The sequence below is a fragment of the Rhodococcus sp. 11-3 genome (assembly GCF_023704055.1).
Classification (GTDB): Bacteria; Actinomycetota; Actinomycetes; order Mycobacteriales; family Mycobacteriaceae; genus Rhodococcus; species Rhodococcus aetherivorans.
Window position 1 is genome coordinate 2,101,772 of record NZ_CP080406.1, and the last position, 17,626, is coordinate 2,119,397.

15 protein-coding genes and 2 pseudogenes are annotated in these 17,626 nt (G+C 67.3%); 11 read left to right on the plus strand and 6 right to left on the minus strand.

The genetic code is table 11. From position 1 onward, the window contains the following. Positions 1-66: 66 nt before the first annotated feature. Both KZJ41_RS10180 and KZJ41_RS10185 read right to left on the minus strand, forming a co-directional pair. A complete protein-coding gene (locus tag KZJ41_RS10180; RefSeq protein ID WP_029542596.1) occupies positions 67-1,263 on the minus strand; it encodes an FAD-dependent monooxygenase in 1,197 nt (398 codons plus the stop codon). A gap of 39 nt (positions 1,264-1,302) precedes the next feature. Next, positions 1,303-2,556 (minus strand): aromatic acid/H+ symport family MFS transporter, encoded by a 1,254-nt coding sequence (locus KZJ41_RS10185; RefSeq protein ID WP_006939104.1) that lies wholly within the window; start codon positions 2,554-2,556, stop codon positions 1,303-1,305. A 47-nt stretch (positions 2,557-2,603) separates the two neighbouring features. Here KZJ41_RS10185 and KZJ41_RS10190 point away from each other — a divergent pair, with 47 nt between their 5' ends. From KZJ41_RS10190 to KZJ41_RS10205, 4 genes are all read left to right on the plus strand, one after another. Continuing rightward, the gene (locus KZJ41_RS10190; RefSeq protein WP_102799207.1) at positions 2,604-3,446 is read left to right on the plus strand and encodes an IclR family transcriptional regulator; all 843 of its coding nucleotides are present in this window, start codon (positions 2,604-2,606) and stop codon (positions 3,444-3,446) included. A gap of 125 nt (positions 3,447-3,571) precedes the next feature. Continuing rightward, positions 3,572-4,642 carry a cupin domain-containing protein gene (locus KZJ41_RS10195; protein WP_006939100.1) on the plus strand — a complete coding sequence of 357 codons (1,071 nt, stop codon included), beginning with the start codon at positions 3,572-3,574 and terminating at the stop codon, positions 4,640-4,642. A gap of 6 nt (positions 4,643-4,648) precedes the next feature. Continuing rightward, complete coding sequence (locus KZJ41_RS10200; protein ID WP_006939099.1) at positions 4,649-5,470, plus strand: fumarylacetoacetate hydrolase family protein; 822 nt, start codon at positions 4,649-4,651, stop codon at positions 5,468-5,470. A 10-nt stretch (positions 5,471-5,480) separates the two neighbouring features. Further along, the gene (locus tag KZJ41_RS10205; protein ID WP_102799208.1) at positions 5,481-6,197 is read left to right on the plus strand and encodes a maleylpyruvate isomerase family mycothiol-dependent enzyme; all 717 of its coding nucleotides are present in this window, start codon (positions 5,481-5,483) and stop codon (positions 6,195-6,197) included. 67 nt (positions 6,198-6,264) lie between these two features. Here KZJ41_RS10205 and KZJ41_RS10210 read toward each other — a convergent pair whose 3' ends face one another. From KZJ41_RS10210 to KZJ41_RS10225, 4 genes are all read right to left on the minus strand, one after another. Further along, positions 6,265-6,606 carry an excalibur calcium-binding domain-containing protein gene (locus KZJ41_RS10210; protein WP_168579407.1) on the minus strand — a complete coding sequence of 114 codons (342 nt, stop codon included), beginning with the start codon at positions 6,604-6,606 and terminating at the stop codon, positions 6,265-6,267. 391 nt (positions 6,607-6,997) lie between these two features. After that, a complete protein-coding gene (locus tag KZJ41_RS10215) occupies positions 6,998-8,107 on the minus strand; it encodes an alcohol dehydrogenase catalytic domain-containing protein (RefSeq protein WP_102799169.1) in 1,110 nt (369 codons plus the stop codon). 98 nt (positions 8,108-8,205) lie between these two features. Further along, positions 8,206-8,826, minus strand: a complete 621-nt coding sequence (locus KZJ41_RS10220; protein ID WP_006938964.1) for a cysteine hydrolase family protein — start codon at positions 8,824-8,826, stop codon at positions 8,206-8,208. Positions 8,827-8,859: 33 nt separating this feature from the next. Continuing rightward, positions 8,860-9,933 carry an LLM class flavin-dependent oxidoreductase gene (locus KZJ41_RS10225; RefSeq protein ID WP_029542606.1) on the minus strand — a complete coding sequence of 358 codons (1,074 nt, stop codon included), beginning with the start codon at positions 9,931-9,933 and terminating at the stop codon, positions 8,860-8,862. A gap of 285 nt (positions 9,934-10,218) precedes the next feature. Between KZJ41_RS10225 and KZJ41_RS10230 the strand changes: the two genes are divergently transcribed. From KZJ41_RS10230 to KZJ41_RS10260, 7 genes and pseudogenes are all read left to right on the plus strand, one after another. Next, positions 10,219-10,959, plus strand: a complete 741-nt coding sequence (locus KZJ41_RS10230; RefSeq protein ID WP_006938967.1) for a GntR family transcriptional regulator — start codon at positions 10,219-10,221, stop codon at positions 10,957-10,959. Between the two features lie 414 nt (positions 10,960-11,373). Then, a complete protein-coding gene (locus tag KZJ41_RS10235; RefSeq protein ID WP_102799168.1) occupies positions 11,374-12,729 on the plus strand; it encodes an MFS transporter in 1,356 nt (451 codons plus the stop codon). 4 nt (positions 12,730-12,733) lie between these two features. Further along, entirely contained in the window at positions 12,734-14,644 is a 1,911-nt protein-coding gene (locus KZJ41_RS10240) for an FAD-dependent monooxygenase (RefSeq protein WP_006938969.1), read from the plus strand. Then, the gene (locus KZJ41_RS10245) at positions 14,641-15,510 is read left to right on the plus strand and encodes an alpha/beta fold hydrolase (protein ID WP_006938972.1); all 870 of its coding nucleotides are present in this window, start codon (positions 14,641-14,643) and stop codon (positions 15,508-15,510) included. The genes KZJ41_RS10240 and KZJ41_RS10245 overlap by 4 nt, the downstream gene beginning before the upstream one ends. Before the next feature lie 134 nt (positions 15,511-15,644). Next, positions 15,645-16,589 carry a 3-carboxyethylcatechol 2,3-dioxygenase gene (locus tag KZJ41_RS10250; RefSeq protein ID WP_102799167.1) on the plus strand — a complete coding sequence of 315 codons (945 nt, stop codon included), beginning with the start codon at positions 15,645-15,647 and terminating at the stop codon, positions 16,587-16,589. Between the two features lie 47 nt (positions 16,590-16,636). Next, positions 16,637-16,738, plus strand: a pseudogene (locus KZJ41_RS10255) (hypothetical protein); the annotation flags it as partial. Positions 16,739-16,740: 2 nt separating this feature from the next. Next, positions 16,741-17,505 (plus strand): annotated as a pseudogene (locus KZJ41_RS10260) (SDR family oxidoreductase). Positions 17,506-17,626: the final 121 nt, after the last annotated feature.

Consider the following 17,626-nt stretch of genomic DNA (forward strand, 5'->3'; position numbering starts at 1 on the left):
CGGCCGAATGTCACACGGGTTCGCTTGGATCGAACGCGTGTGACATTCGGCCACACGCCCGGTGGCTCAGCGGTTGCGGTCGGAGCTGTAGCCCCACAGCCAGTCGGTGTACTTGTAGCTCGACGTGTCGCGGATGCGGAACAGCTCGTTGCGGGCCTCGCGGCCGGCACCGTCGAGGTGCCAGAGGTCGCCCCACATGCGGCCGGTGGTGAGGATGCGGTTGCAGCGCGGTGCGCGCTCGGCGTTGACGTCGCGCAGGATCTTCGGCCAGTTGGCGTTGTCGCCCTGGTAGTCCTCGGCGGCGTAGTCGGCCAGGCACTTGGCGTCCTCGAGCGCCATGACGGCGCCGGAGGCGAGGTACTGCAGCGGCGGGTGCGCGGCGTCGCCGAGCAGGATCATGCGGCCGTCGACCCAGTTGTCGATCGGGTTGCGGTCGAACATCGGCCACCAGCGGTCGGTCCACAGGTACTTCAGCGCGGTCTGGACGCTCTCGTGGCAGTGGTCGTAGGCGTGCGCGAGTTCGTCCGGGCTGCCCCACTTCTCTTCACCGCGCAGGAATGCGGGCGACTGGAAGACGGCAACCTGGTTGAGCATCTCGCCCTGGCGCAGCGGGTACTGGATGAAGTGGCAGCGCGGGCCGATGTAGCCGACGACGTCCTCGATCTCTTCCTCGAGCGGGACCTCGTTCATCGGGAACGTGCCGCGGAAGGCGACGTATCCGGAGCCGACCGGCTTGTCGTCGGACAGCTTCGGGCGCAGCCGCGAGTGCAGGCCGTCCATGCCGAGAGCGATGTCGCCGACGTGCTCCTCACCGTTCTCGAGGATGACGCGGACCTTGTCGCCTTCGGTGACGACGTCGTTCACGGGGGCGTCGGTGCGCAGGTCGGCGCCGGCCCGGCGGGCGGCGTCGACGAGCACCGCGTGCAGATCGGAGCGGTGGACGACGAAGTACACGCCGCCGTAGTGCTGCTGGTAGTCGTGGCCGAGGTCGACCTTGGTGAGGATCTCGGCGGTGACGGCGTCACGGAAGACGAGGTTCTTCGGCAGGACACCCTTGGAGATGACCTCGTCGTAGACGCCGAGCGCCTGGAGGATGCGGGAGCCGTGCGGGCCGATCTGCAGTCCGGCGCCCACTTCGCCGAACTCCGAAGCGCGCTCGAACAGCGTGACCTCGGCTCCCCTGAGGGCGAGGGCGAGGGCGTTGGCGACTCCGCCGATGCCGCCGCCGGCGATGAGAACCCGCGCGTCCTTCAGATCGGACATGACACTCCTTGTGGTCGGTAGATCGATATGACGAATGGATCAGTGGGCCATGATCGGGCCGCGCGGTGCGTCGTCGCTGACGGGGAAGCGCTTCCACACGACGGTCAGCAACAGCGAGGCGATCAGCGCGCTCACGGCGAAGAGGATGAAGTTCGAGTTCGCGCCCAGTCCGGCGGCGAGCAGCCAGCCGCCGATCTGCGGGGCGGCCACGGCCCCGATCCGGCCGACGCCGAGCGCCCAGCCGAGCGCGGTGCCGCGCAGATGGTCGGGGTAGTAGGAGGCCACCGCCGCGATGATGAGGCACTGCGTTCCGTGGGTGCCCACGCCGGCGAGCACGAAGATCGCGTACACCACCGCGGTGGGTGGGGAGAGCAGCAGGGCGAGCAGGGCCACGCCGGCGACGAACGCCGCGACGATGCTGGTGGGCACGGTGCCGAACCGCACGCCGCCCCACGCGGTGATGAACGAGCCGGCCACCGCGCCGAGGTTCAGCGCCAGCGCGAAGGTCAGGGCGCTGCCGAGGTCGGTGCCCGTGTTCTGCATGAGCTTCGGCAGCCACGTGCCCAGGCCGTACCAGGCGAGCAGCGTCACCACGGTGACCAGGGCGAACATGATGCTGATGGTCCGGAACCTCGAGCCGAGCAGTTCGCGGAAGCCGCCGCCGGCCGGGGCGTCCGTCTTGGAATGGGTGTTGGGCAGGTACTTCAGCGCCAACGGCACGAGGACGAACAGGGGCACGAGAGCGAACAGGAACATCGGGCGCCAGCCCCAGTTCGGGATGACCGGGATGCCGAGCAGGGCCGCGATGGATCCGCCGATCGGCACGCCGGACATCATCATCGTCGCGACGGCGGCGCGCCACCGCCGCGGAACGAGTTCGGCGGCCAGGGCGTTCGACGTCGGTACCAGGCCGCCGAGGCCGAGTCCGGCGATCAGCCGCATGGCGCCGAACATGAACGGACCGGTGGCGAAGGCGCAGAGCGTGGTGAACACCGACAGCACCACCACGCAGCCGATGACGGCCTGCTTGCGGCCGATCGCGTCGGACAGGCGCCCGGCGAGCACCGCGCCGATCATCATGCCGAGGAACGCGAGGCTGCCGAGGGTTCCGGCGGTCGCGGAGCTGATGCCCCACTCGTCCTGGAGGCTGGAGATGACGTTGCCGTAGACGATGAGGTCGTAGCCGTCGAAGACGACGAACAGCCAGCAGACGATCACTGCGAGCGCCGTACCGCGATTCAGGACGATCGTGCGTTCGCCGGGGGCGGCGTCGGCGCCGGAAGAACTGTGCATGGCTCTACCGTGATGCGCCCCACGCGCCGGTGCAATAAAGTTCTGGTGTGCAGAAAAAGTCCGCGGCCCCGAAGAAGGCATCGAAGACCATCACCCGGCCGTCGTATGCGCTGGAATCGGTGGACAACGCCCTGCGCCTGCTGCAGATGCTCCGCGACGTCGGTGCGCTGCGGCTCAAGGATGCCGCCGAGGAACTCGGGACGGCCCCGTCGACGGCCCACCGCCTGCTGTCGATGCTGGTGTACCGGGGGTTCGCCGTGCAGGACGAGAAGCGCCGCTACCACCCCGGCCCGGCGATGGGAGTGGGACCCGCGCAGCAGGGCTGGACGCGGGAACTCACCGAACTCTGCCGGCCGCACATGGAGGCGCTGGCGATCCTGACCGGCGAGACGATCAACCTCGTCATCCGGGTGGGGTCGCAGGCCCGGTTCCTCTACTCCGCGGAGTCCGAGTCGATGCTGCGGGTCGGCGACCGCCAAGGTCAGGTGCTGGCCGCCGAGCTCACGGCCGGAGGGCGAATCCTGTTGGCGGAGTTGCCCAGGCAGACGCTCGAGCAGCTCTACCTGAGGCCGCCGGAAGAGCCGCACATCGACCCGCGCCCGATCGCGGGGTACGGGGTGGACCGCCGGCTCGCCCCCGGGGAATTCGAGGTGTTTCTCACCGAGCTCGAGGCGGCCCGCAGGGTGGGGTTCGCCGTCAACGTGGAGCAGACCGAGGAGGGGGTCGCCGCATTCGGTGTCGCCGTCCGCAACGGGCGCGGACGGGCGATCGCGGCGATCACGGCCGCGGTGCCGATCACACGGTACCGCCAGCATCTGAACGGGTCCCTCGTCTCCCGGATGCGCGCGACGGTCCGCGGGATCGAGGTCGACGTCGCGCACATCGAATGACGCGGCCCGGGCCCCGCGGAGGGTGGCGCAGGGATTCCGCATAGAAGAATTGTTTGTGCTGCGGGAGGACCGGCGACCTAGGTTGAGAGCAACGCCGCACGTGTCCCGCTTCACGAGGAGAGGTCATGACCGCTACCGAGAACACCGATCCGGAGCTGCAGCAGCTCTACGCAGACTTCGAGACCGAGCACCTCAATCCGCTGTGGACCCAGCTGGGCGACCTGATGCCGATGGCCCCGACGTCCAAGGCCGTGCCGTTCGTGTGGAAGTGGTCGACCCTGTACCCGCTGGCCCAGCGGGCGGGCGATCTCGTGCCCGTCGGCCGCGGCGGCGAGCGGCGTGCCATCGCGCTGGCCAACCCCGGTCTCGGCGGCGTCCCCTACGTCACCCCCACGCTGTGGGCGGCGATCCAGTACCTCGGCCCCAAGGAGACCGCGCCTGAGCACCGGCACTCGCAGAACGCCTTCCGGTTCGTCGTCGAAGGCGAGGGCGTGTGGACCGTCGTCAACGGCGATCCGGTGGCCATGTGCCGCGGCGACTTCCTGCTCACCCCCGGCTGGAACTTCCACGGCCACCACAACGAGACCGACCATCCGATGGCCTGGATCGACGGCCTCGACATCCCGTTCGTCCACTACACCGACACCGGGTTCTTCGAGTTCGGCTCCGACGGGGTGACCGACGAGTCCACCCCGGACGTCTCCCGCTCCGAGCGGCTGTGGGTGCACCCCGGCCTGCGCCCGCTCGTCGGCCTCGACGCCAAGTCCAGCTCGCCGATCGCGTGCTACCGCTGGAAGTACACCGACGCCGCGCTGAACGAGCAGCTCGCCCTCGAGGACGAGGGCTACGCCGCCACCCCGGAACCCGGCCACGCCGCCATCCGGTACACCAACCCGACCACCGGCGGCGACGTCATGCCCACGATCCGCGCCGAGTTCCACCGGCTGCGCGCCGGCGCGCACACCCGCACCCGGCGCGACGTGGGCTCGACCGTGTTCCAGGTCTTCGAGGGCGAAGGTCGCTTCCACCTCGGCGGCCGGGACCACACGGTCACCAAGGGGGACATGATCGTCGTGCCGTCCTGGGTGGAGTGGTCGCTCGAGACCGACGGCGGCGTCGACCTGTTCGCCTTCTCCGACGCCCCGATCGTCGAACGCCTGCACTTCAACCGCACCTACATCTCCGAAGGAGCCTGACCCGACATGCGACTCGCCACCCTCCGCCTCGACGGCACGACCGCCGCCGTGCGCGTCGATTCCGACACCACCGCCACCGTGATCGACGGCTACGCCGACCTGTCCGCGCTGCTGACCGACCCGGACTGGAAGACCGTCGCCGAGCGGGCCGCCGGACGCACCGTCGACCTGACGAACGCCGACTACGCGCCGGTCGTGCCGAACCCCGGCAAGATCGTCTGCGTCGGGTTGAACTACGGGACCCACATCAAGGAGATGGGCCGCGACCTGCCCGAGTACCCGACCCTGTTCTCGAAGTTCAAGGAGGCCCTCACCGGCCCCTACGACGACGTGATCGTCCCCGAGTACGCCGCCGCGCAGCTCGACTGGGAGGCCGAGCTGGCCGTCGTCATCGGCAAGCAGGCGTACCAGGTCTCCGAGGCCGACGCCGAGCAGTACATCGCCGGCTATTCGGTGATCAACGACTACACGATGCGCGACTACCAGTACCGCACGCTGCAGTGGGATCAGGGCAAGACGTTCGAGAAGACCAGCGGCTTCGGTCCGTTCCTGAGCACCGACTACGCCCTCGGCTCGCGCATCGAGACCCGGCTCGAGGGTGAGGTCATGCAGTCGGCCACCACGGACGACCTGGTGTTCACCCCGGCCAAGCTGGTGGACTACATTTCCCACATCGTCACCCTGCAGCCCGGCGACGTCATCATCACCGGCACCACCGGTGGGGTCGGGCACGCCCGTAAGCCTGCTCGCTACATCGGCAACGGGGAGACGGTCGAGGTCAGCATCGAGGGCCTCGGTTCGGTGCGCAACAAGACCATCGTCAAGTAGGAGCTCACCCGTGGGGTTCAACAATCTCGACCTGTCCGAGCGGCTGCTGATCGCCCGGCGTGGCACCGCGTACTTCTCCCAGCGTCTCGCCGAACTCACCGACGACGAGCTGGACGCACCGACCGCGCTCGAGGGGTGGACGCGTAAGCACCTCGTCGCGCACGTCGGCTACAACGCCGCGGCCCTGTGCCGGCTCATGGACTGGGCCGCCACGGGCGTCGAGACGCCCATGTATGCCTCCACCGAGCAGCGCGGACAGGAGATCGCCGAGGGCGCCACCCTCAATGCGGCGGCGCTGCGGAACCTGTTCACCCACACCGTGGCCCGGCTCGACGAGAAGTGGCGGCACCTGCCGGAGTCGGCGTGGCAGGCGCAGGTCCGCACGGCGCAGGGCCGGCTGGTGCCGGCCGAGGAGACCGCCTGGATGCGCACCCGCGAGGTGTGGATCCACGCGGTGGATCTGGGCAACGGCGCGCGCTTCGGCGACTTCCCGCCCGTCGTCCTCGACTCGCTGCTCGACGACATCGTGGGGATGTGGCGCAAGAAGGATCTCGGCGCCGGCCTCGTGCTCGAGGTCGACGGTCGCGACCCGATCGCCGTGCGACAGGACGCCGACCCGGTCACCAAGGTGAGCGGCCCGCTCGCCGCCGTGGTGCGCTGGGCCGCCGGACGTGGCGCCGTCGGACTCACCGCCGGCGCCGACGTGCAGCCGCCGCGCTGGCTCTGATCACCGCACACGACGACGGGGGCCTGCGACCGGACACGGTCGCAGGCCCCCGTCGCGTCGGTGGATCCTAGCGGGGGTCGACCTCGCAGGCGATGCCGTCGTCGTCGCGGTCCAGCTTCGGCGCGTAGCCGGGCTCGTCCCGGTACAGCGGCGCCACGCCGGCGTTCCACGCCTCGGTGCAGTTCTTGTATCCGACGCTCGGCGCGGGCGCGGGCGCGGGCGCGGGGGCCGGGGCCGCCTGGGGCGCGGGTGCCGGGGCAGGAGCCGGCGGGGCGGGCTGCGGGAACAGGAAATCCGCGGATCCGGTGGGCAGCAGGTCGGCGAGCGAGAATGCGTTCGCGGTGGCCGGAGCGGCGACGACGAGGGCAGCGCACCCGGCCGCGGTGGCGATGAGCCGACGAATCTTCATGTGTGTCTCTTTCTCTCGGGACGGCGCACGGATCGGGGGAATCCGCGCGGCCGCTCGATTATCCCTTTTGTCCATTCGCGGCACCGCATCGATCCCTTCTTCGATCATGAGAACTCGCTGATGTCGGTCTCCCCGAGGTTTCACGCGTGGGAACCACGGCTGGTGGTGCGCAACAGGGCGCACCGACGACAGGAGGACGATCATGGAGTTCGGCAGGAAGTGGATCGCAGTGGGAAATGAGCTTTGCTATCTCCAGACTCACATGATTTCGGCTATCGGCACTGAACCTGCAATGCGCGCGTAGCTACCGGCGCTGAATGCAGATGACCTTCGCATCTTCATCGCAAAGGCCATCTGCACCGAGTCTCGCTCTTATCTTTCGCGTGTCACCTCAGGGAACGCTGATGAAGTTCGAAAATCCGCCATGTCGGGCAGGCAGGTCTGCGAGTGCTTCGTTGATCTTCTCGAGCGGGAAACTGTGGTGTTCGAAGACCGAGAGGTCGAGGACCCCGGCGCCAGCGAGGTCGGCCATGTCCTGGGCTTCGGCGGTGGAGAACCACAAGCTGCCGAGCACGCTGATCTGCCGGCACATCAGCGAGAACATATCCAGCGGTGGGCGTTCCATCATGCCGCCGATATCGACCGCGACGCCACCGCGACGGAGGGTGGTAATGGCGTCGAGGAACGATTCGGCAGGGGCGCCGGGACCGAGGGCGTCGATGACGATGTCGACGCCCTCGCCGTGGTTGTGCTCGTGCACCCAGCTGCGCAGCTCACCCTCCCCGGCGGGGAGGACGTGGATGCGGTCGGGGGCGATCGCGCGGACGTCGTCGAGCAGGCCGGCGTTGCGGCCGGTGCCGAAGATGCGGGTCGCGCCGAGCGCGAGGGCGTTCAGGCAGGTGCCCAGGCCCAGAGTTCCTGAGATGCCGTCGATCAGGACCGTGGTGCCCGGGCCGGCGCCGGCCTTGCGCAGTGCCGAGTAGCCGGTGCCGAGATAGCCGAAGCGGGCGCCTTCCTCGAAGCTGACCGTGTCGGGCAGTTTGACCAGATTGCGTTGGGGTGCGGTCAGATACTCGCTGAGGCCGCCATAGGGGTAGGCGTCGAACATTTTCTGGCCGTCGGCGCCGAAGGAGAAGTAGCCCATGAAGGTATAGCGGTCACAGTTCTGATCGTTGCCCTGCCGGCAGGCGCGGCAGCCGCCGCAGGAGATGCCGGGGTTGACGTAGACCCGGTCACCGACGGCGACGTCGGTGACATGGCTGCCGACGGCGGCGACGACACCGGCAGAGTCGAGACCGAAGGCGGCGGGGAGCTTGGGCAGCGGCAGATAGGGGAACCATTCGCTGTAGGTGGCCAGGACGTTGCTCAGGTTCGGCACGACGTTGCATGCCTTGACCTGTACCAGCACATCGGTCGGCCGTGGCTCGGGAACAGGGAGGTCCTCGATCTGCATCGGCTGATTGATCTCGTGGAGGCGGGCCACACGCATGGTGGACTTCATGTACGAAAACTCCTGATATTTAGTGTGTTTGGTCGCGGTCTATAGGTGGGGATGTACGGCGCGGTCATGTGCCCGCATCGAAGCGAGCTTCGGTGTGATCAGGCGCGGGTGCCGGTGACCGTCGCGGTCAGGGCGGTGCGGACCTCGTCGACGGTGCTGATCTCGGCCAGCAGTCCGAGTGAGTCGATGCTCGCGTGGTGCGCTGCGGGGGTGGCTGCGGAGCATGCATCTTCGACGATCACCACCCGGTAGCCGAGATCGCTGGCCACCCGGGCAGTGCCCTCGACGGAGGCGTTCGTGGCCACTCCGGCGAAGACGAGAGTGGTGATGCCCTTCTCGCGCAGGACGGTGTCGAGGTCGGTACGAGCGAACGCGCCGATGCGCTGATGGGTGAGCACGATGTCATCTCCGTGCGGTGCGAGCGGTTCAACGATCTCGGCGAGTTCGCTGCCCTCTTTGAGGCAGCCGGATTGAGCGACGATGCCCAGCAGGGGTGAATTGACCTCGAGATCGGAGAAGTCGGGCTTCCACGCGACCCGGGTGTAGACGACGGTTGCGGCGGCCGTGCGGGCGGCGGCGATGAGCGCGGCAATCTGGTCGATGACGTGGCGTACGGTGACCTGCTGGTGGAAGAAGTCGGCGAAGGCGCCGGTGGGGCCGACGATGTCGCCTTGGCAGTGCACTGCCACGACGGCGGTGGTGCGCGGGTCGAGTTCCATCAAGAGCTCCTGGCTGGGAAAGGGTGGGGGCGGTCAGGCGTGGGCGAGGATCGAGTGCCCGATGTTGTCGATGTCGCGGGCAGCGGTGAACGGGTTGGACAGGAAGACCTGGAGTATGTCGACGCCGGCCTCGCGCATCAGGGCCGCCTTCTCGCGCAGGTCGGCGGGGGATCCGTACAGGCACCAGTAGTCGACGAGTTCTTTGGTGATGATCGGACGGTGTCGGGGATCGAGTCCGCGCAGGTATTTCGCCCAGACATCGAGGTAGTGCGGCTGGTCCGGGGTCTTCGGGTCAGCGAGGTACTGCTGGGCGGCGGTGAGGGACGCGTCGACAATCGGATCGCCGAGCTCTTCGCGGTGCTGGTCCATCAGCCCGGCGTTGGTGATGCATGAGCTGATCGGGCCGGAACCGAAGCCGTTGGTGACGCCGTCTTCCCAGGTTTCCCCGTTGCCGAGTTGGTAGAACCACGACAGAGAGACGAGCTTGACCGAACCCGGTGCCCGGCCGGCATCGGCGACCGCCTTGTCGAGTTCGCGGCGGATCAGGCCGATCATGTCGGTGTCGGGCCCGAGGCAGTAGACGACGGCGTCTGCGTACTTCGCCGCCTCGGCGAGCCCGCGGGGTCCGCCGGCCGCGACCCAGATGGGTATGTGGTCGGTGACGTTGTAGAAGCCACTGTCCTTGTCGAGGAACTCCACTTCCCGGGACTGCCCGAGCCAATGGTGGGTGACCCGGTGGCCGGCCATCAGCTCTCGTGAGACTTCGATGGCGTGGGTGAGTTCGGAGATCTTCGCGGTGCGGTTGCCCATCGAGCGCAGGGCGTTGTTGGCGGTGCCGATGCCGAGGAAGGTCCGGCCGGGGGCCAGGGCGTTGAGGGTGGCCATCGAATTGGCGGTGACCGGGGCGATCCGGGTCAGCGGATTGGTGACCATGGTGCCCAGGTTGATGGTGCTGGTGTGCTGGGTGGCAAGGGCGAGGAACTGGTAAGGGTCGGAGAACAGCAAGGGGCCTTCGCCGACGCCGAAGTGTGTGATGCCCAGGTCCTCGGCCCGTTTCACCACTGCGACCTGATCGATCTTGGCGCAGGTACCGATACAGAATTCCATGTTCTTCTCCTTGCATGTGGCCCGCGTTGCCGAGGGCACTGCTCGGCCTGTCGCCCGCAGAGGGCGCATGTCCGGGTGCCGGGATATGGCGCGTACGGCGTGCCCTCCGGCGTTAACCCCGAGGTTGGCCACGATGCCCCGTCCATCAGGTCTGGAATGCTAGCGTTCCAGACGAAGGTAACCCACAGTGACTCACACCACAAGTACTAGAATGCAAGCTGTTGCGGTGAGCGCCGCGGCATAAGGGGGAGCCATGTCCGGGACGCCGACGGAAAGCCTGACTCGATGACCACCACCGACACCGGCCCCAAGCCGGGCAGTGAGGCCGCCGCCCTGCTCGCCAATGTCCGCACCTCGGGGGCGCGGCTGTCCTCCGCGTTGTACGACATTCTGAAGAACCGGCTGCTCGAAGGGCGCTATGCGGCAGGCGAGAAGATCGTCGTCGAGTCGATCCGGCAAGAGTTCGGGGTGAGCAAGCAGCCCGTCATGGACGCTCTGCGCCGCCTGTCCAGCGACAAGCTGGTCCACATCGTTCCCCAGGTCGGTTGCGAGGTCGTCTCCTACGCCCCGCGCGAAGTGGAAGACTTCTACACCCTGTTCGGCGGTTTCGAAGGGACCATCGCCGCGGTAGCGGCCTCCCGGCGGACCGAGGCCCAGTTGCTGGAGCTGGACCTGATCTCGGCGCGGGTCGACGCCCTGATCACCTCCCACGACCCGGTGGTCCGCGCCCGCGGGTACCGCGTGCACAACCGGGAGTTCCATGCGGCCATCCACGCGATGGCGCACTCGCGGATCATGGAGGAGACCAGCCAGCGAATGTGGGATCTGTCGGACTTCCTGATCAACACCACCGGCATCACCAACCCGCTCTCGAGCGCACTGCCCGACCGGCAGCATGACCACCACGAAATCACCGAGGCCATCCGCAACCGTGACGCAGCTGCCGCCCGCGAGGCCATGGAACGCCACATCGTCGGCACCATCGCAGTAATCCGCGACGAATCCAACGCCCAGCTGCCGAGCTAGACCCCGATACCCGGGCCATCGACCGGCTCCGCTATCGCGCCACCTACGCCGAGGGGGGACTCTCGGCCGTAGCGCTGCAGACGATCCACCGGCACCCTCCACGCTGACCCCTGTCTCGCCCCAGAGGGCCGGCGCGCCGTCGATCACCTTTACCCTCATCCAGAGACTTGCGTCACCCTCTATGCCCGAGTAGCGTCTGAACTAGACGTCTAGCATTCTAGTTGAGTGCTCCCTCTCGAAGATTCTCCAGAGAACCCCTCTCGAACATCCCCAGAAGAAAGGAGCGGCCATGACGACCGCTTCGCACGCATCGTCCTTCGGGGCACGAGCCCACTTCCGCCCACAGATCGGGGAAGCCCGACCGTGAGCACCACACCTACCTCCCCGACGAAGACCTCACCGCTGCGGGTAGCGATGGCCAGCTTCATCGGTACCACCGTCGAGTACTACGACTTCTTCATCTACGGCACCGCGGCCGCGCTGGTATTCCCTGAGTTGTTCTTCCCGGATGTCTCGTCCGCGATCGGAATCCTGTTGTCGTTCGCGACCTTCGGCGTTGGGTTCCTCGCCCGCCCGCTGGGTGGCATAGTGTTCGGGCACTTCGGTGACCGGGTCGGCCGCAAGCAGATGCTGGTGATCTCCCTGGTCGGAATGGGCTCGGCCACCGTACTGATGGGATTGTTGCCCGGTTACGCCCAAATCGGGATCGCCGCCCCCATCCTGCTGACCCTGCTGCGCCTGGTGCAGGGCTTTGCCGTCGGCGGCGAGTGGGGTGGAGCCACCCTGATGGCCGTCGAGCACGCCCCCACCGCGAAGAAGGGCTTTTTCGGATCCTTCTCCCAGATGGGGGCACCCGCCGGGACCAGCGTCGCAACCCTGGCGTTCTTCGCGGTCTCCCAATTGCCCGACGAGCAGTTCCTGAGTTGGGGCTGGCGACTGCCGTTCCTGTTCAGCGCGGTGCTGATCGTGATCGGGCTGTTCATTCGCCTGTCCCTGGCCGAAAGCCCCGACTTCGCCGAGGTGAAGGCACAGAGCGCCGTGGTGCGAATGCCGATCGCCGAAGCGTTCCGCAAGCACTGGAAGGAAATTCTCCTCATCGCGGGCACCTACCTGTCCCAAGGAGTGTTCGCCTATATCTGCATGGCCTACCTCGTCTCCTACGGCACCACCGTCGCGGGGATCAGCCGCACCTTCGCCCTGGCCGGAGTATTCGTCGCCGGCATCGTCGCCGTCCTCCTCTACCCCGTGTTCGGCGCTCTGTCCGACACTTTCGGCCGCAAGACCATGTACCTGCTCGGCGCCGCCGCGATGGGTGTGGTGATCGCCCCCGCCTTCGCGCTGATCAACACCGGCAACCCGTGGCTGTTCATGGCCGCGCAGGTGCTGGTCTTCGGAATTGCAATGGCCCCCGCCGCCGGCGTGACAGGCTCCCTGTTCACGATGGTCTTCGACGCGGACGTGCGCTACAGCGGTGTCTCTATCGGCTACACCATCTCCCAGGTCGCCGGCTCCGCGTTCGCCCCGACGATCGCGACCGCCTTGTACGCCTCCACCAACACCAGCAACTCGATCGTGACCTACCTGCTGATCGTCTCGGCCATCTCGATCGTCTCGGTGATCCTGCTGCCCGGCGGCTGGGGGCGCAAGGGCGCTGCGAGCCAGCTCACTCGCGACCAGGCCACCTCCACACCGAAAATGCCTGACACCGAAACATTTTCGACTCGGACAGTTCCGGACACCGCAGCATCCCTGCGCGTCCTCGACAAGTGAAGTGATGACAGACATGAGTGACCACGACCGCACCTCCTACGACACCGACGTCGTGATCGTCGGCCTCGGCCCCGCCGGTGGCACAGCGGCGCTTGCCCTGGCCAGCTACGGCATCCGCGTTCACGCCGTCTCGATGTTCCCCTGGGTGGCGAACTCGCCGCGCGCGCACATCACCAACCAGCGCGCCGTCGAAGTGCTGCGTGACCTGGGCGTCGAAGACGAGGCGCGCAACTACGCCACCCCGTGGGACCAGATGGGCGACACGCTGTTCACCACGAGCCTGGCCGGCGAGGAGATCGTCCGGATGCAGACCTGGGGTACGGGCGATATCCGCTACGGGGACTACCTGTCCGGAAGCCCCTGCACGATGCTCGACATTCCGCAGCCCCTGATGGAGCCGGTGCTGATCAAGAACGCCGCCGAACGTGGTGCGGTCATCAGCTTCAACACCGAATACCTCGACCACGCCCAGGACGAGGACGGGGTGACCGTCCGGTTCCGCGACGTCCGCTCGGGCACCGTGTTCACCCAGCGAGCCCGCTTCCTGCTCGGTTTCGACGGCGCACGATCGAAGATCGCCGAACAGATCGGGCTTCCGTTCGAAGGTGAACTCGCCCGCGCCGGTACCGCGTACATCCTGTTCAACGCGGACCTGAGCAAATATGTCGCTCATCGGCCGAGCATCTTGCACTGGATCGTCAACTCGAAGGCCGGTTTCGGTGAGATCGGCATGGGTCTGCTGCGCGCGATCCGACCGTGGGACCAGTGGATCGCCGGCTGGGGCTTCGACATGGCGAACGGCGAGCCGGATGTCTCCGACGACGTTGTCCTCGAACAGATCCGGACCCTCGTCGGCGACCCGCACCTGGACGTCGAGATCGTGTCGAGGTCCTTCTGGTACGTCAACCAGCAGTGGGCTGAGCACTACCAGTCCGGTCGAGTGTTCTGCGGCGGCGACGCGGTGCACCGGCATCCGCCGAGCAGCGGGCTGGGCTCGAACACGTCCATGCAGGACGCGTTCAACCTGGCATGGAAGATCGCGTTCGTCGTGAAGGGGTATGCAGGACCGGGTCTGCTCGAGTCCTACTCTCCTGAGCGTGTTCCGGTCGGCAAACAGATCGTCGCTCGCGCCAACCAGTCCCGCAAGGACTACGCCGGGCTGCGCGAATGGTTCGATCACGAGAGCGACGACCCGGTCGCCGCCGGCCTGGCAAAGTTGAAGGAACCCTCGTCCGAAGGTGTTGCTCTGCGTGAGCGGCTGTACGAGGCGCTGGAGGTGAAGAACGCCGAATTCAACGCCCAGGGCGTCGAACTCAACCAGCGCTACACCTCGTCCGCGGTCGTTCCCGACCCCGAGGCGGGCGAGGAAGTGTGGGTGCGCGATCGTGAGCTGTACCTGCAGGCCACCACCCGGCCGGGCGCGAAGCTGCCGCATGCGTGGCTGGTCGGCGCCGACGGAACCCGCATCTCCACCCTCGACGTCACCGGCAAGGGAATGATGACCCTGCTGACCGGACTCGGCGGCCAGGCATGGAAGCGTGCCGCCGCCAAACTCGACCTGCCGTTCCTGCGGACCGTCGTTGTCGGCGAACCCGGCACCATCGACCCTTACGGATACTGGCGGCGGGTCCGCGACATCGACGAGGCCGGCGCCCTGCTCGTGCGGCCCGACGGCTACGTCGCGTGGCGACACAGTGCTCCGGTCTGGGACGACACCGAAGCGCTCACCAGCCTCGAGAACGCTCTCACCGCGGTCCTCGACCACTCGGCCAGCGACAACGGGAACCCGAGCGGCACAAACGAGCCGCAGTACAGCACCCGGGCCGTGCCGATCGTCGTTCCGCACGTTACCGCCGAGGATGCAGCACCAGCTTCCGCCACCCGCACCACCACAGTCGAGGGAGAGAACCGATGACCCGTCCTTACACCAGCGTCTGGGACGACCTGAACCAGGTCGAGTTCAGCCAGGGATTCATCCAGGCCGGCCCCTACCGGACCCGATACCTGCACGCCGGCGACTCGTCCAAGCCCACGCTGATCCTGCTGCACGGCATCACCGGCCACGCCGAGGCGTACGTGCGCAATCTGCGCTCGCATTCCGAGCACTTCAACGTCTGGGCAATCGACTTCATCGGCCACGGCTACTCGACCAAGCCCGACCACCCGCTCGAGATCAAGCACTACATCGACCACGTGCTGCAGTTCCTGGACGCCATCGGCGTCGAGAAGGCCTCGTTTTCCGGGGAGTCTCTCGGCGGCTGGGTCACCGCCCAGTTCGCGCACGACCATCCCGAGAAGGTCGACCGGATCGTGCTCAACACCATGGGCGGCACCATGGCCAACCCTCAGGTGATGGAACGTCTCTATACCCTGTCGATGGAAGCGGCGAAGGACCCGAGCTGGGAACGCGTCAAAGCACGCCTCGAATGGCTCATGGCCGACCCGACCATGGTCACCGACGACCTGATCCGCACCCGCCAGGCCATCTTCCAGCAGCCGGATTGGCTCAAGGCCTGCGAGATGAACATGGCACTGCAGGACCTCGAAACCCGCAAGCGGAACATGATCACCGACGCCACTCTCAACGGCATCACGGTGCCCGCGATGGTGCTGTGGACCACCAAGGACCCCTCCGGTCCGGTCGACGAAGCCAAGCGCATCGCCTCCCACATCCCGGGCGCCAAGCTGGCCATCATGGAGAACTGTGGCCACTGGCCCCAGTACGAGGACCCCGAGACCTTCAACAAGCTGCATCTGGACTTCCTCCTCGGTCGCAGCTGACACAGACCCCGGCCGGTGCCGCCAACCCCTGCAACCCGGGCGGCACCGGCCGGATCCCACTTACCCGACCTATTGCGCTCTCGTCCGGACCCCCGGAGAGAAAGCGCCGAAGCAGCAGCAAGGAGACCGCCGCGATGCCTGTAGCGCTGTGCGCGATGTCGCACTCCCCCCTGATGGGACGCAACGACCCCGAACAGGAAGTCATCGACGCCGTCGACGCCGCATTCGACCACGCGCGCCGGTTCGTCGCCGACTTCGCCCCCGATCTCATCGTCATCTTCGCCCCCGACCACTACAACGGCGTCTTCTACGACCTGCTGCCGCCGTTCTGTATCGGTGCCGCCGCGCAGTCCGTCGGCGACTACGGCACCGAAGCCGGCCCTCTCGACGTCGACCGTGACGCCGCCTACGCAGTCGCCCGCGAAGTCCTCGACAGCGGCATCGACGTCGCATTCTCCGAACGCATGCACGTCGACCACGGATTCGCCCAAGCACTCCAATTGCTGGTCGGATCGATCACCGCCGTGCCGACCGTGCCGATCTTCATCAATTCGGTCGCCGAACCGCTCGGCCCGGTCAGACGGGTACGGCTGCTCGGCGAGGCGGTCGGGCGGGCCGCTGCCAAGCTGGACAAGCGTGTGCTGTTCGTCGGATCCGGCGGCCTGTCCCACGACCCGCCGGTCCCGCAGTTCGCCACCGCGCCAGAGGAAGTGCGCGAGCGGTTGATCGACGGCCGCAATCCCAGTGCCGCCGAACGTGATGCCCGCGAACAGCGCGTCATCACCGCCGGGCGGGACTTCGCCGCCGGCACCGCCGCCATCCAGCCACTGAACCCCGAATGGGACCGGCACCTGCTCGACGTCCTCGCCTCCGGCGACCTCGAGCAGATCGACGCCTGGACCAACGACTGGTTCGTCGAACAGGCCGGACACTCCTCCCACGAAGTGCGCACCTGGATCGCCGCGTACGCGGCAATGAGCGCCGCCGGGAAGTACCGCGTCACCTCGACCTTCTACCGCGAAATCCACGAGTGGATAGCAGGATTCGGAATTACTACCGCCGTCGCCGTCGACGAATAGACCCCGCCGCTCCCGCCCCGCAGTCCCAACGAAAGGTGGCCCCGGATGACCTCCGTCCGCCCGTGCTCGCCGTCGGTGAACGCGGGCTGGTCGGTGGGCAGGAAGACCTCATCGCCGACATCGCCCTCGACCTCGCAGCTCGTCAGTAGGAATGCACACGGGCCGAGGAGTCGCGCTGGTCACCGGGGCCAGCCGCGGCATCGGGGCGGCCATCGCAGATGCGGTGGCCGCCTCCGGTGCCGCCGTAATCGTCCACTACGGATCCGATCGGACGGCCGCCGCTGCGGTGGTCGACGGCATCACGGCTGCCGGGGGCCTCGCGGCTGCGGTCCAGGCCGACCTGTCCCGACCCGAGGGGCCTGAAGAGCTGATGCGGGAGTTCGACTCCGCGCTCGACGGTCTCGGGCTCGACCGAGGGCTCGACATCCTCGTCAACAACGCCGGAATCAGTCGGCGCGGAGCGCTCGAGCGCGTCACTGTCGAGGATTTCGACCGTCTGGTCGCACTCAATTAGCGCGCCCCGTTCTTCGTGACTCGGCATGCCCTGCCCCGGATGCACGACGGCGGTCGCATCGTCAACATTTCCTCCGGATCCGCCCGCTACGCCAGACCCGACGTCATCAGCTACGCCATGACCAAGGGGGCGATCGAGGTGTTCACCCGCGCCCTCGCCGTAGACGTCGGCGAACGAGGCATCACCGCCAACGCCGTGGCGCCGGCCGCGCTCGATACCGACATGAACGCGCACTGGCTTCGCGGTGACGACCATGCCCGCACCACCGCCGCGTCCACCACTGCACTGCGAAAACTCGCCACCGCGGAGGACATCGCCGCGATCGTGGCCTTCCTCGTCAGCGCCGCCGCCGGTGCGATCACCGGGCAGGTCATCGACGCCACCAACGGCAACCGGCTCTAACCAGAACTTACCCGGTCCCGGGTCTAGTCTCACCGCTTGGAGAGATCGGGCACGAGAGGCTTGCGGTGCATCGTATGCGGCCGCCTCGAATCCAAGCGGACGAAGAATCCAGACTTGCCGG